The sequence below is a fragment of the Bacillus sp. SM2101 genome, assembly GCF_018588585.1.
GTDB lineage: Bacteria > Bacillota > Bacilli > Bacillales > SM2101 > Nanhaiella > Nanhaiella sioensis.
The window spans coordinates 20,751-38,185 of the sequence record NZ_JAEUFG010000007.1 but is presented as its reverse complement, the minus strand read 5'-3'; the positions used below and the strand labels follow the sequence as shown (position 1 = coordinate 38,185).

Annotated in this window: 15 protein-coding genes; 1 reads left to right on the top strand and 14 read right to left on the bottom strand. The window is 32.2% G+C overall.

Translation table 11 applies throughout. From position 1 onward, the window contains the following. Window positions 1-7: 7 nt before the first annotated feature. The 14 genes from JM172_RS08355 to JM172_RS08290 all read right to left on the bottom strand — a co-directional run bounded on the left by JM172_RS08355 (window position 8) and on the right by JM172_RS08290 (window position 16,715). A complete protein-coding gene (locus JM172_RS08355; protein WP_214481731.1) occupies window positions 8-403 on the bottom strand; it encodes a hypothetical protein in 396 nt (131 codons plus the stop codon). After that, the gene (locus JM172_RS08350; protein ID WP_214481730.1) at window positions 400-1,272 is read right to left on the bottom strand and encodes an ABC transporter ATP-binding protein; all 873 of its coding nucleotides are present in this window, start codon (window positions 1,270-1,272) and stop codon (window positions 400-402) included. Before JM172_RS08350 ends, JM172_RS08355 begins: the two co-directional genes overlap by 4 nt. Window positions 1,273-2,468: 1,196 nt before the next feature. Then, window positions 2,469-2,675 carry a hypothetical protein gene (locus JM172_RS08345; protein ID WP_214481729.1) on the bottom strand — a complete coding sequence of 69 codons (207 nt, stop codon included), beginning with the start codon at window positions 2,673-2,675 and terminating at the stop codon, window positions 2,469-2,471. 276 nt (window positions 2,676-2,951) lie between these two features. Then, complete coding sequence (locus JM172_RS08340) at window positions 2,952-3,527, bottom strand: SMI1/KNR4 family protein (protein ID WP_214481728.1); 576 nt, start codon at window positions 3,525-3,527, stop codon at window positions 2,952-2,954. A 243-nt stretch (window positions 3,528-3,770) separates the two neighbouring features. Continuing rightward, a complete protein-coding gene (locus JM172_RS08335; protein ID WP_250886577.1) occupies window positions 3,771-4,490 on the bottom strand; it encodes a hypothetical protein in 720 nt (239 codons plus the stop codon). Between the two features lie 190 nt (window positions 4,491-4,680). Then, window positions 4,681-5,313, bottom strand: coding sequence for a hypothetical protein (locus JM172_RS08330; protein ID WP_214481727.1), 633 nt, complete (start codon window positions 5,311-5,313; stop codon window positions 4,681-4,683). A 756-nt stretch (window positions 5,314-6,069) separates the two neighbouring features. Further along, on the bottom strand, window positions 6,070-7,794 hold the full coding sequence (locus JM172_RS08325; RefSeq protein WP_214481726.1) for an S-layer homology domain-containing protein: 1,725 nt from the start codon (window positions 7,792-7,794) through the stop codon (window positions 6,070-6,072). A 356-nt stretch (window positions 7,795-8,150) separates the two neighbouring features. Next, window positions 8,151-8,435 (bottom strand): hypothetical protein, encoded by a 285-nt coding sequence (locus JM172_RS08320; protein ID WP_214481725.1) that lies wholly within the window; start codon window positions 8,433-8,435, stop codon window positions 8,151-8,153. A gap of 240 nt (window positions 8,436-8,675) precedes the next feature. Then, window positions 8,676-11,126, bottom strand: a complete 2,451-nt coding sequence (locus JM172_RS08315; RefSeq protein WP_214481724.1) for a carbohydrate binding domain-containing protein — start codon at window positions 11,124-11,126, stop codon at window positions 8,676-8,678. Window positions 11,127-11,950: 824 nt separating this feature from the next. Beyond that, a complete protein-coding gene (locus JM172_RS08310) occupies window positions 11,951-13,051 on the bottom strand; it encodes a hypothetical protein (RefSeq protein ID WP_214481723.1) in 1,101 nt (366 codons plus the stop codon). Window positions 13,052-13,063: 12 nt separating this feature from the next. Then, window positions 13,064-14,491, bottom strand: coding sequence for an MBOAT family O-acyltransferase (locus JM172_RS08305; RefSeq protein WP_214481722.1), 1,428 nt, complete (start codon window positions 14,489-14,491; stop codon window positions 13,064-13,066). A 628-nt stretch (window positions 14,492-15,119) separates the two neighbouring features. Further along, entirely contained in the window at window positions 15,120-15,659 is a 540-nt protein-coding gene (locus JM172_RS08300) for an ankyrin repeat domain-containing protein (protein ID WP_214481721.1), read from the bottom strand. Beyond that, entirely contained in the window at window positions 15,638-15,916 is a 279-nt protein-coding gene (locus JM172_RS08295; RefSeq protein ID WP_352223197.1) for an ankyrin repeat domain-containing protein, read from the bottom strand. Before JM172_RS08295 ends, JM172_RS08300 begins: the two co-directional genes overlap by 22 nt. A gap of 142 nt (window positions 15,917-16,058) precedes the next feature. After that, entirely contained in the window at window positions 16,059-16,715 is a 657-nt protein-coding gene (locus tag JM172_RS08290; protein ID WP_214481719.1) for a hypothetical protein, read from the bottom strand. Window positions 16,716-17,011: 296 nt separating this feature from the next. On the opposite strand from JM172_RS08290, the gene JM172_RS08285 reads away from it, so the two are divergent. Beyond that, window positions 17,012-17,347, top strand: coding sequence for a hypothetical protein (locus JM172_RS08285; RefSeq protein ID WP_214481718.1), 336 nt, complete (start codon window positions 17,012-17,014; stop codon window positions 17,345-17,347). Window positions 17,348-17,435 lie beyond the last annotated feature (88 nt).

Sequence of the window (17,435 nt, the reverse complement as noted above, 5' to 3'; positions counted from 1 at the left end):
CCTTGTACTAAAAAACACTCTCGTTTAAGTTACTCATATTAATTTGAAGTTCAGATAATCTATTAGGAATTATTAAACTATTCATCGTTTCATTTTCAAATAAAGACATTATCACAAATTGTTCAGCAACTTCTTTTTCTGATAATGTACCTTCGATACTTTTCGGTGTAAGCAATTCTTGTATATTTGACGCATCTTCTAATTTCTTCTCAGTAATAGTGCCTTCCCAATTTTCCGCGGCTAACTGTAAATCACTCTTTAACTCCAGAGCCTTATATGGGGAGGTTGAAATATGAGCACTAAGACTATTCATACTAAATAGGATAAACATGAGTCCCATAGTAATGTAAATTCCTTTTTGGCGAAATAATTTATATAGCTCAAACTTTACTAGCTGCTTCATATGGCTACCTCCTGATCAAAGTAATATAAATAGAGATCCTCTAAGTTAGGAGTTGCTGTAATAGCTCTTTCGTCAGGCTTCATTTCAGAAATGACTCTAATTCCAACTTCATGTTGTTGACGAATAATATTTCCTACCTTATATTTTGCTTGAAATGCTTGTACCTCATGCTCTTTTACATTTATTGTCCATACATAGTCTTTGATTTGTTCTAGTAACTCTTCTGGCTTTTCTTTATGAATGAGCTGACCTGCTTTTAAGACAAGTATTTCTTTTGCGATGAATTCAATATCAGAAACGATATGTGTTGACAATAAAACAATTCGGTCCTTTGAAATGGATGATAGAAGATTCCGGAATCTAATGCGTTCTTCAGGATCTAGACCCGCTGTAGGTTCATCAACGATTAATACTTTTGGATCATTTAATAGTGCTTGGGCAATGCCAACTCTTTGCTTCATCCCACCTGAAAACTTACCAACTTTTCTATTACGGTGCTCTGTCAAATTGACAACCTCTAAAAGCTCAGCAACTTTCCTTACTGCTACCTTTTTCTCAATACCTTTAAGAGCAGCAATGTACATTAAATACTTTTCAGCTGAAAAGTTCTTATATAATCCGATGTATTGAGGCAAATAACCGAGTACGTCACGATATTCATCATCTAACACTTCAATATCTTTCCCATCTAATAAAATTCGACCCGAAGTCGGCTTTATTAATGTAACGAGCATGCGCATCAATGTCGTTTTTCCAGCACCGTTTGCTCCTAAAAATCCATAAACTCCATCAGTTAACTCAAATGAAACATTGTTTACTGCTAACTTATCTCCAAACTGTTTTGTTACTTTATCAATAGTTAAATTCAAGGAAAACACCTCTATTAATTATTATTTTTATAAACAAAATTGCTATGACACTGAGGATGATTGGTCAAAATTCAAGCCATAGACTTACCAATTACATTGATGGGAAAAATGACTGGACCTTTTTGACGATCTATTAATCTATTCATGAAATTGTTGATCACAGTTAATTAAACGAAAAGGGCTTTAAAAAAGTTTTATAGAAAAAACATGAAATTTTTTCCATCCATATATAAATGAGCTATGGTTTTATAACGAAGATGAATAATCGGGGTCTTAGACCATTGAAGGAATGCTGTTTATTTATATAAATAGCAACAAAGATTAAGAAAAAGAGACATAAGAACACTGGAATTAATATTAGTTCAAGATACTAAAAACATATGAAGAATAATACAGAAGGGAGGGGTTATTAAAGATTTAAATTATCAGCAAAGAAGCACTTTAGCTATTAGTAATCCGTTTTCGTAATTACTATTAATTGGAGCAAGGAAGAAAATGAAATAATAGTTCAAATGAAATCACTTATCATACAACAAAGGAAATAAATTTCCCAGAAAGAGTATGAAAATATATAATCAATGAATATATAAGTGTTTGTTAATTTGAACCGATTGGGTTCAGTTTTAGAAGAAATGATGTGGTGTGTAGCTTGTTTATTTCGTAGAACAATAACGAAACAATACTTGAACAAATACAGAATAAACAGGATAGACCTAAAACTAGAATTATAATTCTAATTCTGACGGGATTATTAATGCTAACAATTAATTTCATTTTCTGTCTCACTATCATAAGTTTACTTAGTTTATGAGACAATTTATATCTTTTTATAATTGCTTCCTATAATATATATTATGTAAACTAGATAAAAATATAAAAAAATACCGTATGATCAATCCTCCACTTCACGACAATTATTTGAATCACCTAGATAATCTTTGTACGTTATTGTTTAGGTCTTTTAGCAACTTATTAACTTATTCACTATTAAAGATTAACTTTATCAATTATTATTTTGTTCTCCAATTTTCTCCGTAACCTAAGCAATAATCTAAACTGTTATTTTTTATATCTAATGTTATCTAACATCTGATCCATGACATCCATATCAAACTCTGAAGCCAGAAAATATTGTTTTAACCAATATGCATTTTCGTTAACATAGGTTTGTAGTGCACTTTTGATAATGTCTTCATTTAGTGTTCTAACAATAATAAATGGTGGGCTTGCAGGAATATAATTAATTTGTTCCTGGTCCATTTGTTTAAAAGATTTTTTGGAGTTGCTACTACTAGTGTGTACGTCATCCCATCTTCTAACTCAACAAAAACATCAATATTATCATCTTCAATATCCTTTACTTTTTCTAGTGCTGTAGGAAATTCAATATTCTTTATTTTCATCTCATTCTCCTTGCTTTTTTAATTTGCAATATAAAATTTGATAAAAGTATTTACTATGATCTGTTCAATACAATTGAAATATATAATCTGTTTTTTGTTAAGGGTAGGTAATCCTAAAATGAATCAACCACGGCGGATTTTTTGCTATTGGTTGACAAGATTTAGTATATTTCATTTCAAATGGCTAGAAAAATGATATCAGAATCACTAATTAATATTAGAAATGTGCTTATAAACTTCAACTTCTTGATTCCATATTCTGGTATACAGATAAGTTTATAATTCCTCATCCCAATTATCTATTATGTTGCTCCAGAACCGTATAGGTTTAATATTATTAAAATCTAAATGCTTAGGTTTCTTTAATATAAATTCTTTCTGTAGATAAGATGATAGATTTTCACCATAATAGATAATATCGGTTTGATATACAGACATTATTGGATTCCAGTTCTCAATAGGTTCTGATGAAATATATCTATGAGAATATACAGGAATAAGTTTTGGAGCCTTATGATAATGTAGAGTCGCTATCTTAATTGCACCTTGTAAAGAATCGGGTATGTTGCCCCACTCTTTTATCCAAAAATGATTATGTTCAATATCAAAAATAATACCTTTTAATGGCCAGTTTATCCGATCATTAATACTTTTTACATTTTTTCCACTAATATCTCTCCAGTTTACAAATCCCTCTGAAACTGGTAGAGCATACATTAGAAAAGATTTTAAGTCAGGTGGAAATTTAATGTTGTATAATGATTCAGCGTCAGTAATTTCACTTTCATTTAATCCACTTGTAAATTTAATACCTGCTTTCCCTAATCTTTTTACAATTTTAGTAACATCCAAGTAAAATACCCCCTTTTACCTCTCCCAGTGATAAGTGCACTTCTCTACTTCATAAATCAAAACTCTTATAGACAAAACTGTATTAGTGTTTTCTCATCTTTGTTTAATCTGTCTCCGTATTTTTGCTTGTATAATAGATACTAACATCTTATCCATGACATCCATAAGGAAACTTTGAAGGTGTCATTAAAGGAAAAATCAACCCACTTCCTAACATTTTCACACTAGGAGTGGGCTGCTGTTTTATTGAACCTTAATTTTAGAAGGATTATTTATTTTATATGGAAACTCTTTGTGTTTTTTCTTTACGATCTTCGCACTAAATTCTAATGATTGCCCTTCTTGTAACTCTAATTTCTTCAATGTTTTACTGTATCCGCACCATGCGAAACCAACTTCCAATTGCTTATCTGCTGTAATCTTAACATTATCTAGTAGTAAAATTTCATCATCATTATCGCTAAAAGGATTGGGCTTGGTACCAAACCCCTTTACCGTTGCCACAAAAGTAACTTTGTCTTCTGGTAAAGCGATTTCTGATTTAGTCGCTTTTTCATTTGTTGACTTATTTTTTGGCTTTGTAGTAGATGTTAACGATTTATCTTTTTTAGGTGAGCTTTTAACTGGGACCGGTGATTCTTCCGTTTCTTTTCCAAAGGTCGATTTTTGCATTTCTTTTAAATAATCAGGGTGGATACAAGAAATATTTCCATCCTCGAATTTAATAATTAAAGTGTGGAAAGTTCCGGTTACACCGTACTCTATAAAGCCGACTACTTTGACAGAACGCTTATATCCTTTTCCTTTGTACCAGAAATCTTTCTTAGGCGTTTTGCCAAATAAGCCCCATTCCCTTCCCAGTTCTTCGTAATGCTCGTCATTCTCAAATGTATTGTATTCTTCTTTAGGTGGAATGTACTGCGTTAGTCCACTTTCTTCTATTTGTGGGTAATTTACTGACATTGTTAAAACCTCTCTCATTATTTTCATTTAATACTATTATAATCGATATAAGAATTTTTTATAGTCGTAAACAGTAAAGGTATCTCAATAAGTTTTGAGGATATTTGTCTTACAGCTGCTGCCATGCTATCTAGCCGTAGCTTGTAACCCCCTCTTGCTGCATATGCTCCTGATAATGTAAAAAGAATATCTAATTACTCAATATTAATTTTTTAACTAGATTTATAATTTCTTCATCATTACCTGTGTCAACGGACACTAACTTTGTGTTGTTAATAATATCTATGTAGAATTTTTCACTAGCTGGGTAAATACCATCCCAACGTAAAGGAACGTTGTAGACATTTATCGTGCCGTCCCAATTACGACTATATGTAACTGAACCATCCACTAATCGAGACCCAGCTAACTGAATAACATCTTCAAGATACTTAGCGCTAGTGTCATCATCGGGGTTAAGTGGGCTTCCAACTAGAATATGTCTAACATTTAGTTCATCTATCTCTTGATTTGGGCCTAGTTGCAACCAAATTCTAGCGTATTCAATTTCTTCTTGAGAGTATTTAGATAATGGTATATTTTCCTCGCTTCCAATAGCATTTTGTTCTTCCTTCCGTTTGTCTACGTCTAAAGAAGCTTCATTAGAATTATCCGTAGTAGATTCCTCTGTTTCTGTTGTGGACTTGGACTCAACTTCATTAATGTCTACCACAGAATGATCGGTATTTGATGTGTTGTCTGTACCACCATTACAACCGGAGAGCAATAGAATAACCAATAACAGAGCAACTCCATAATACAAAATCTGTGTTCCTTTATTCATTTAATCCTTCCTTCCCTATTCAACTTGTAAAATTTGATTCACAAGAAAAACTCTTTAAGTTTGAAGAATCACTTTTAGTAAAAAATAAAAGCCCTTCTCAAAACATTACTCAATATGCTTTAGTAGCTTCATTACTTCAGTCATGAAACCTACTATATATATTAGGTCAGAGTCCTCCTTAGTTAAATGAATATCCAACCAAATTAGAGTTAATTTCTGCAAATGGAAATTTCCTAACTTTAACTTTTTTAACTAAATTTCCTTAGCTAGTATCTTGAAAGTTAATTTTCAAAATACCAATAGGCAAATAACACTTGTTCATTATTTTACCAATCCAAAGTATTATTAACTATCAAATTATTCATTTATTGACCCATAACTTTTAATTAATGCATAAAAAAACAAAAAAACACCCTTAGGATGTTTTAGTATGATTTACAAGGTCTTTTCTTAACCATATCTATTAAATAATGAATAAGAGCAATTAAGTATGATAGCAGTAAAATAATGATTATTCTAATTGTGTTTCTCCAAGCATGACTGTAAAAGTTACAAAAAGAACAAAACTAGTAAAAATTTATGCAAAGAAAATCGCAACGTATCCTTTCAAAGAACATTATGTAAATTTATACTTCGAAAACAAAAACAGTACTATAATTATCTAAATCTTTTAAATTTGAATTAGATCTCTGATATCAAAAAAAAGGATAGATGAGCATATTAAAATTTGCTCCAACTATCCCTTATAAAATAGTGTTAATTAGCAGGCAAAACAAACATTTGTACCCAATAAGTAGAGTAATTATTATGTTCTGACCCTTCAATATATCCAATCCCAATTTCAGTGAATTCAGGACGCAAAATGTTTTTACGATGACCCTCACTATTCATCCACGCTTCAACAACTTGTTCTGGAGTAGTTTGACCCGCAGCAATATTTTCTCCTGACATATTATAATTAACACCGAAGTGTAGTAACATTTCACCTGGTTCTCCATAAGTTGGAGAGATATGATCGAAATAATTCTGATCCCGCATATCTTCAGCTTTAATTTGCGCCACTTCAGTCACCTCATTAGATAATATGAGTGGATCTACTCCCTCTTCTTCACGCTCTATGTTAACTAAGCTAAACACTTCATCGACAAAAGCAGTTATTTCGTCTTCACTATCTTCATCTCCAGGGTTCTGGGTATCATCCTCTCCTGGAATAGATACATCATCTTCAACTTCGATGTCAATGGTTTGAGGTGTTATTTTACTATTATTGAAATCTTCAATACCTGATATGTTTAGTTCAAATTTTCTTGTGTTTAAACTTTCAAATAATTCTAAGGTAACTGTGTTTGTAGCATGGTCAGGCGTTACTTTAGCTGTTACATTTTGATCATCAATCGTTATTTCAGATAATGTGTTATAGCTAGATTGTGAGAATGAAACCGGCTCGGAAAAATAAAGTTCAATTTGTTTATCATTCAGTACTTTTACATCTAACAATTCAGGAGTGTTAACATCTCTCACAGTTATTACTTGTTCATATTCAATATTATTATTATCAACCGTTTTTATACGATCTAGTACAACAGTCACATCCTCACTAGCTTTTAACTCTCCTGATTCAAGAATGACGGCTACCTTATCACCATTTATAATTGTAGTATCCATAACCTTTAATTCTTTGTTAGTCTCGTCTAAAATTTTTACAGTTGAAGTAGTTAAAGAACCTTCATTTATGTCCTCATTGAACAAAATTTCAATCTTTTTAAGGTTGTCTGCAATTACACTTACAACTTGTGATTGAGGTTGAGGTTCTTCTATTGGTGGATCCTCATCTTCAGTTACTAGTCCAGCCTCTTGGTTAAGTGCACGATATAAGAAAGCTGCGAAGTTCGCACGGGGAACATTTCCGTTACCATCGTAAGTGCCATCACCCTTACCCGTTGTTACGCCATTTTGAAATAAAATTGCGACATTGGCTCTGTGAGAATCATCAATATTCTCTATGTCTGTTAAAGTAATTTCAATCTCATCATTAACTTCTAAGCCGAATGCACGAACAATAACTGAAGCCATTTGAGCACGAGTTAATGTGTCGTTTGCTCCGAATATACCGTTACTCCCCTTGAAAATTCCAGCTGCTTTTACTGCAGCAGCAGCTTTTTTAAGCTCTAGATCAGTAGAGTCTTCTACATCATTAAAAGAAGTTAAATCTTCAGGAACTTCTAAGTTAAGTGCGCGTTGGAATAATTTCGAAGCTTGACCACGAGTTAATTCAACATTAGGCCCGAATGTTCCGTCTGTAAACCCGTTGATAATTCCTTCATTTGCTAGTTCAGTAATGTAGTTATTAGCCCAATGCTCAGCTGATACATCCGAAAAGCTATCAGTGCTGGCAACAACCGGGACGACTGCGGTTGCTACGAATGCAGCTGAAATAGAACCCGCTAGGAACTTATAATAAGATTTTGTTTTTATAGACATTTCAAAATTGTCCTTCCTTCAATTAGTAGTTTTAAGTAATGACTAAAGAGTTAAAAGAATACATGAAAGATAGTGGCTGAGGGTTAATATTCTCTTAAACATATTCAGAGATTATTATATATCTAACATTTTCTGTTTTGCATGAGGAGATGGTTGTAGTTCCATATTAGGGTCTTGAACCCATATTGTTCTAAATTGGAAGGAAATTATTCATGGAATAATCCGTATTATTTGAAGATTCTTTTCGTAAGCTTAGTTGCTGTTAGTCCCAATAAATAGCTGTCTTTTTAATCAACATATAGAAGAAAATATCCTGCCATATGTAGTTCATATGTGTATAATTTTTAGGATGAAAATCAGTCTATTGTAATTATTGCTGTTTTGTTTATAGCATCCTTTTGCACTATGTAATGAAGTTGTTTAAATAAACTTGACATAAATCGAAAAAAGAACTCTTTTGTCAAAGCTTCGATTTTATCAATTGTTGCCCATAAAATTTTAACCCTCGTCCAAATCTCCTGTGGATGATTTAAGAAAAATCTTTTTTGTAAGCTCGTTACGCAGTTTACCACTCCATGAACAAACACAAACCTCAAGTTCCATGTGGATGTAATTGACTTCGTATCTGCTGTTATTGTCATTGAATATTTTTTTTGCACATATTTAAATTGCTCCATCAGTCTATCGTTTCACTCTGGTCTTAGATTGTACGTCCAATTCATTTGAAACAGCAGGATACCCTCTGGACAACCACTCGCTTTAACTTCAAAGTGAATATATCTCAATCATCTTCTATCATAATAAAAACTGCCCAAGCGTCTATTCAGACCCGTTGAGCAGTATAGTTTTTCTTTCCTTAGCATGTATTTAATATGAGCACATTACTTACTAGTGAGGCTCACATTATCTAAGAAGATTTCATGAGTCTTGTATAAAGGTTCCTCACCATCCATTAGCCCTGCAAAGAATTTTAGATTAACATCATCCTTGTATGGCATCGTAAACTTAAACTCATATGATTTATCTTCTGCGGTTAAATCAATCACTTCTTCTAAGTATCTTACATAATCTTTATTGTCTACAATAACCTGAAGCTTTCTTGGTAATGTACTACTTGCATCAAACTTGACGATGTATTCTTGCTCTCTTCCTAGTGTAGCCACATTCATTTGATTTAAAGATAATGTAAAGAACATATCTCCCTCATTCTGAACCATTATTTTTGCTTTACCTTCTTCAACAGTGATTTCACCTAATTCCTCAGAAAGTAAAAACGGCTCCCAAGACTCTAATGAATCTTCAAACGTTCCATTCATTACTAAATTAGTAGGAGAGAATTTCACATTATCAATGAATATATCATGGGCTTTCGTTAACGATTCTTCGCCATCAATTAACCCTGCAAAGAATTTTAAATTTATATCATCATCGTTTGGTATCGTAAATATAAACTCATATGATTTATTTTCTGTTGTTAAATCAACTACTTCATCTAAATATCTTACATAATCTTTATTATCTACAATAACCTGGAACTTTCGTGGTAATGAACTGTTAGCATCAAATGTAACTCTGTATTCTTGTCCTTTTTTTGCTTTGCCGATGTTCATTTGATTCAAGGATATCGTAAAGAACATATCTCCTTCATTTTTTACAGCAAATTTAGCTTGGCCATCTTCAACTATAATTTCACCTAGCTCATCAGACAGTATATATGTCTCCCAAGCGTCTAACGAATCATCAAAAGATCCATTATTAATTAAAATATCTGTTGATTCATCATTTTTACTCTCAAGATCTTTTACGATACCTGTCTCTTTAAATACGACATTATCTATATATATATTATGTTCGTTACCTATTGGCTCATTAAAAAGACCCATTAAATATTTGAACGAAACGCTGTCATTTGCTGGCATAACAAATTTAAAGCTATAGGTTTCTGTTGAGTCAGTTAACTCAAACGTTTCATCAAGGTATCTTTCATATGCCCTGTTATCTACGACTACTTGAAACTGTCTAGGGATGGTGCTTCTAGCATCAAATTCAACTACATATTCTTTACCAATTACAAGATCAAAAAATCCTTGAAAGTATTGAATACTATAGAATTGTTCTCCTTCGTTTTTAATAGCTATTTTTGTCTCACCATTCTCAGTTGCGATCTCTGCGTCACCAGCAAATCCAACATAAGTGTCCCAACCATCAGTTCCATTATCAAAATTGCCGTTCTTAAATTGATCTATTCCACTAGACTTTTCTCCTTTTATTACTCCAGGTGTTTCATAAATCGTATCTATCATTTCTTCTTCAACAGTTTCAGGATTTGTATCTTCATAAACTCTTACATAATCTATTTTCATTTCTGATGGAAATATGTTATCCTCACCTACAGCTCCACCCAAATGTCCACCTACTGCCAAATTAAGTATGAGGTATTGAGGGTTATCATATACCCATTCTATTTCACCATACTCATAATTTGATTCATCTTTATTTACAATATGATATAACGTATCATCAACATAAAATTCTAGTTCATCCTCATCCCATTCCAAAGAATAGACATGGTAGTCGTCTGTGAATTTCTTTCCCTCTGGTAAACTATAATCACTTGTAATACCTAGACCACTAGACAGTGGACCATGAAGAGTCCCTGCAATTGTTTCTGGCTCTCTTCCTATAAGCTCCATAATGTCTATTTCACCAGATGGCAACCAGCCAACTTCATTAAAGTTTTCACCTAATGTCCATATTGCAGACCAGAGTCCATCTCCTTCTGGTAGCAGTGCTCTAACTTCAATACGGCCGTGTGCTTGACTAAAAAGTCCGCTTGTCGTCAATTTTGCAGAAGTATAAAAGAATTCCTGCCCCGCCTCTTCTCGTGGGATCTCTTCCTTAACTGCTTTTATAACTAAATTACCATCTTCAATATATGAATTTTGTGCTTCATCAGTATAGTATTCCAGTTCAGAATTGCCCCAACCTGGATTTCCATAATCAGCACCATTCCCAATCTCATATGTCCACTTTGTGCGATCTATTTCCTCTCCATCAAATTCATCGCTCCATGTCAGCTCCCAGTTCTCGACTTTATCTTCATCTGCTTCAGTTTTAGTCCTTGTCAGTAAAGCCTTTCCTTCTGGATCAATATCTTCAGGAATATCGATGTTTGTTGGGTAATCGTATGTATCATTTATTTTCTCTGGGGTTACAGTCGAAGCATATGATTCCTTACTAGGTGATAAGGTAAAATAAAACACACCTACAGTAAATAAACATACAATTAATAAAATACTAAATTTACTATTTTTAGTTATTTTTCGAACCACTTTCATTCCCCCTAATGATAGATTTTTCTACAAACAGTCTTTTTCCCTCCTTCATTAATTAATAGCCTCTTCTAAATTTTACTTCTCTACCAATTTGTTTTATAGTTACGTTTTTTTGGAAACGGTTTCATTTTTTTGCATTTTTAAAATACTATAATATTGAGCACCACCATTTCACTTTCTCATTTTTTATACCATTACGCTAATTGTCTCAAGATTAAATATTAGAAATGTGTTAAGCATTCTTCTGGAATGCAATATGAAAGAAGAGAACCTACGAATACAGACGAGTTCAAGCTAGATCTAGAATTAAAATCCATAGAAGTAAGCATATGAGGCTTAAGGCAAAGGAAAGTCAAAGTAATAAATATTAAGAAGCTAGAGTGCTTAAATGAATTATAAGCACGTTCATTTTCTCGTCTAGTTTAAAACATTCATTTAATTTTGACATAGAAAATGCTGATTTAATTGGAAACCTTTAATGGTCATATTTATTTTCAGTATTAACATCGAATTCATCTAAATGATGTGAGAACTTTGTTGCTGCAATAGTTCTCGCTTCAGAGTTAAGCAAAGTGAAGATTTACAAGGTGAGGTAATCTCAAGATTAAAAAGCCCGATTTCTCAGTATTAATATTGAGAAACGGGCTTTTTCTGTAATTCCAGAAAGGAACGAGTTACTGAATAACATGTTCATTACCATTAATTAAATCTAAAAGAGCTTATCGGCATATCAATCATTTTATTACCAATTACAAACCATACCCCATCAATCGTCATAGTTAAACAACGAATGAGTATTTTATATAATGTATTTTTCAGCGCTAGTTCTGACTATTTAACAAACCGTATTTCTCTTTTAAAAATGGATGCTCAATAAGCTGATCTAGTGAAAACTCTTCGACTAAAGCTACATACTGTTGAAGTAAGTATTCATATCTAGGCACATTACGAATTGGGATATTCTCCTCCATATAATCAACCATCCATCGATTTATATGACGATAATAATGAACGCCATCTCCCATAAAATTTCCTATGTTAAAAGTAATATACTTAATTAATTGGAAATCATATAACTGTATGTTTGGATACTTACTTAATAATTTAAAAGATTCGGCTTTAAACTTTGCTCTTTCCTCTAAATACTCAGGATTTGACTTATAATATTTAAATTGATTGTAAATTGGATAAGGAGCAAAGAAAAAAGTAAATGTAGTATCAGGGTGATCTTCCACAACCGAGATTACATTTTTTTCAAAAGAACGAAGCATCTTTTCAGCTGTATCGAATTCTGGAACTGCATCTTCCTTATCTACGTTATCAATTGCTCCTACTATTCTTTCAAAATCATCCATAGGAGCATCATTTCCAAATTTATAAAGAGTCTCAACATCTCGCTTACTTTTTATGTCATTTACGTTAGCTTGAAGGTTTTTTACCAAAACTTCTAAAGAATATGAGTTAAATAAATATCTAATATCATTTAATTTTGAATCATCATACATATATTCAGGAAAATCAGTTACCCAGTCCGGTTCTCCAGAAAATGAATAAAAATTCAATTCCCAGAATACTCGGTCGACTTTTTCTTTGTTTTGAAGGGCTAATTGTACTACCATTGATTGCTCTCTTGCTGTTGAGGCAGGCAACGACCCATTAAATGATTTTGTACCAAATTTTTCATTAACATAGTTTTCTTCAAAATTGCGTCCCATCGATGTGCCAGTAATTAAGGTTTGATAGTCCATTGTCTTTACTAGACCCGGCATCTGATAGCGTTCGTTAGCAATATATTGTGGTTCATAAAGTTCCGTTTGACGATATAAAAATAGCGGATCTATCCAATAAAACAAGGCTGAAATCAGCAATACAAATGCCGAAATAAAGACTCCAACTATGGCTAAAAAATTCTTTGCTGACATTTCTTCACCCCATTAAAAATTAAAATATAGAAATTCACTTACACGGTTTAAATAAAGGATAGAAATAACGGCCAAGATACTTATTATCGCAGCATTTTTTATCGTGAAGGAAAAGTTAATTAGCTTTTCTACTGAATTTTTCATCCAAACTACTATAAATAAAAAGATTAGGATTAGTATTATTAGTTTTAAATCAAAGAAATTTGCTGCTGATTGAACTGGTAGGCCCATCCCAATAACTACACTTGCAATTTTTGGTGGTAATTCCCCAAACGAAAACATTTTTACAATCATCGCATTAGCTGTTCCTACATCAGGAGAGCGAAAGTAAACCCACGCAATATGTACAAATAGGAAGGTCACAAACCATGCAAGGAGTTTAGGTAGTTTAAACCCTAACTGATTCCATATCCGATATGTAATGCTTGCTACACCATGCAATATTCCCCAAATAATAAAAGTCCACCCTGCACCGTGCCAAAGACCACTAATGAAAAATATTATAAAGAGATTGAAGTTCCTTCTAATCGGTCCAACTCTACTTCCACCTAACGGAAAGTAGATATATTTAGTAAAAAATCGACCTAAAGTAATATGCCACCTTCGCCAAAAATCTTTAATATTAAGAGACTTATACGGTGAATTAAAATTAATTGGTAGCTTCAGATTAAATATTAATGCGATCCCAATTGCCATATCACAGTATCCGCTAAAGTCAAAATATAGCTGAAACGTATATGACATAGTTACAATCCAGCTATCCACAAAAGTTAAGTTAGCTAGATTACTATAGCCATCGTTTGCCCAAATAGCAAACGTATCTGCTATTATGACCTTTTTAAATAACCCAATCACAAAAATATACAGACCTCTGGATATATTGTCAAAGTTCATTTTATAATGAGTGGGTTCTTCCAATTGTTTAATAATTTCGGAATGATGAACAATCGGTCCGGCAATTAATTGCGGAAAAAACGACACAAAAAAAGAATAATTTAGAAAGCTATATCCCTTTGTTTCTCCTCTATAGCTGTCTACCAAGTATGCAATTTGCTGAAAGGTAAAAAAGCTAATAGCCAATGGTAACGCTAACTGCAACAATGGAAAGTTTGATTGAAAAAGTGTATTTACATTAGTTAAAAAGAAATCTGAGTATTTAAAATAACCTAATAGAGAAATATTAAAGATGATTCCTAATACTAGAATGACTTTTTTTCCTTGAATTCCCTTGTTTATCAAAGTTGCGAGTAGAAAGTTTATTAAGATTGATACAATCATAATTGGTAGATATTTAACATTCCAGTAACTATAGAAGTATAGGGAAGCAAGGACAAGAAAACCTTTTGCAGCTGTTCTAAATTTTAATTTCTGCAATAAAAAGTAACAAATAAAGACAATCGGCAAATAAAGTAGAATAAAAACATATGAGTTAAAAAGCAAAAATCCCCAACCCCAGTCATTAATTTGAACATCAATTATTATATCAATATTAAATTTTTCATGGAATACAGATAAGGTAAAAAATATAAAATGGGAATTTATAACCAATTTGATTAATTTTTCTATTTTAATATTCGTACATTTTTTATTTAGGGATTTTGCACTAGCTTTGTTAAACCATAGCGTAGAATGATTTATACAACCCTAGCAGCATGCTTCAATGAATATCTCAAAAAGGTATCAGCTCTTAGTTAATGAATAAAAAGATTTAGCATAATCGCAAAGACTGTTGAACCTCTCTACATCTTTTTCTCTATCAATCCGATTCACATCTTTGCCATTGTTTAATAAATATACATTTTCTTCTAAATAGAAATATTAGTTTTCTTATTACCTCAGATTAAAGTAGTTTATATAACTTAGAAAATTACACCAGGTATCATCACAACAATTATTTATTCACTCTTTCCTATATTTCAGCAATTCTTCTCTTCAGGGATAGTCATATTCTTGAAAATTATGTCACTTCATTTGTCAAATCGTGTAATGGAACTAATTTCAATGGGTACCAAACGTCTTTTTTATTTGTATAAAACAATCGTTTATGATTATTTCTTAGCTAGACGATTTATTTTAACAATTTAATAATGAATTGGTCTTTATTCTTCTTTGCGTAATATTTAGCGGATAACCACTTTTTATTTTTTATCTTTATATTTACTTCTGCTTGAATTAAAGCTTCCACAACCTCAACATTTCCAGCTCGACAAGCCTCAATGAGAGCAGTATCTCCCTTATGGTTTTGCATATTAGGGTTAATACCATATTCTAAGAGTTTCTTTATAATTTGTAGTCGGTTGTCCCTACCAGCAATAATAAGAGCTGTGTCTCCATAATGATCTTGATGGTTAATATTAGCACCAGCTCTATGTAGCTCGCGGACAAATTTTAACTGATTATCGGTATTTGTTAAATAGACAGCTTCAAATAGTGGCGTTTTACCTCTTTTAGTTTGCTGATTAGGGTGGTTAGGATCTGCACCAGCTTCAAGTAAAGCCTTAACAATATCAAAATGACCATAACTTACAGCACCATTGAGAGGACGGTTATCATTATTAGGATCTATCCCAGCAAGTAATAAGACATTTACGATATGAAGATAACCCACCTAGCAGCTAAATAGAGAGAAAAGTTACCACTTTCATCATGTATACTTGAATGTTTAAGTAAGGTTTGGACCATTTCAATGTTATGACTGAAAACAGCGTCTACTAAAATTGTATAGCCCTGATCATCTAGTATATTCGGGTTCGCACCAGCTTCAAGTAATGTAAGAAATACCTTAAAATCTCCTCCTACAATCGCTACACTTAGTGCCGTATCATAACTCATGTTCTGAATGTTTAAGTCTGCACCATTTTGGATTAAATAAAATATTTCACCATTTCAAGATCATGGTGATCAACCGCAAACATAAGAGATGTTGTACCAGATTGGTCGACTACAATACTATTGTTTTACCATTATTGGGTAGATAAATCATGAGATCGAAAAAAGCCTTGTAAAATCAAGAAATTCTTTCATTCATTTCTTTTAACCACTTTATTTTTCCTTTTAATAGTGTGGGACTTGGATGATAATAAAAAGGTCTTTCCTTATGTTCGATCCCGATAATTTTCTCCAGAGGTAATGAGGCATATGCTTTCTTTGCTAGGCTTTTTACTATAGGATTAATGCCCCACCCCAATATGATAGGTCCCTGGCATCTCACCAATACATCTTTTAGCTCTTCTTTGCGCTGACTTGAAAAAATGCTATGCTTTTCAAAGCCCTTACTATAAGCTTCACTTACCATTTGTTTAAACGTAGATATATTGCCTGCTCGAATATCTGAAAGATTAATTATAAGAATGTTATCCCATTGCTTTAATAGCATGAAACGCATAATTTGATATTGAGTATTGTCAATGTTAGCCGGAGTAAAGTTTTTTGGAATGCTTCCTTTGTTGTAATGAGGGATTTGATAGGTTGGATACTTGGGTGAGCATAAACCTGGGTTTACTAAAACAAACACTGCGTCATAATGTGAGTGAATTATGTTATTCTTGTGGTAGATTTGTGCATAATTTCTACATTCAAACACTTGATTACCTTTTTCTAATTTATAAAAACTTGCCTTTACACTATATAAGCTCTTTAAATGTTCTGCTTTGACAAATTCCATATACCTTCCTCCAAAATTTATGTTTAGAGCTATCTATATAGAAGTATATTCATTAATAATATTGACTATCCCCCCCTCTTTAACCTCATTAATTAGTCTCTGATTCATATCGCTAAATCTCCTCATCTGTTTATTTGTCGATCCAAGGATATGAAAACCAACACTATCTCTCTTCCTAATATTGGCTGAATTGTACAAATATTGAATAATATGAAATTTGTAATAAGAAGTTCATGTATTTATCCAACAATTGTTGGAAATCATAGAAACATCTAATCTATTTAGAGGTGTTTTTTATGAATAATCTACTTGATAAACTATGTGATGTAAAATTAATTAAAAAGAGAACTGGTGAAAGACACGATGAACTAGAAATACAATATGCTAACATTTCTGAACCTGAATACTGTAGGTATTATTTATTATTAATTAAAGATAATAAAACCGATACGGCCCATGATAGATTTTCGGTTAATAATATATGTGTATATAACTTCAAAACTAAATGCTATGAAAGTATTCAAGGGTTATATGCCCATTCATTAATGGAGCAAATCATGTACATCATATTATTCAAGTTAAAATATACAGAACAACCTATGCTTTCTAGATCATTAAAAAGAATCAATTGAATTTACATTCTTTTATTTCAAAGAACTACTAAATAAACATTTAAATGTAAAAAATAAGCGACACCACAATAAAAATTACTTATTTTTT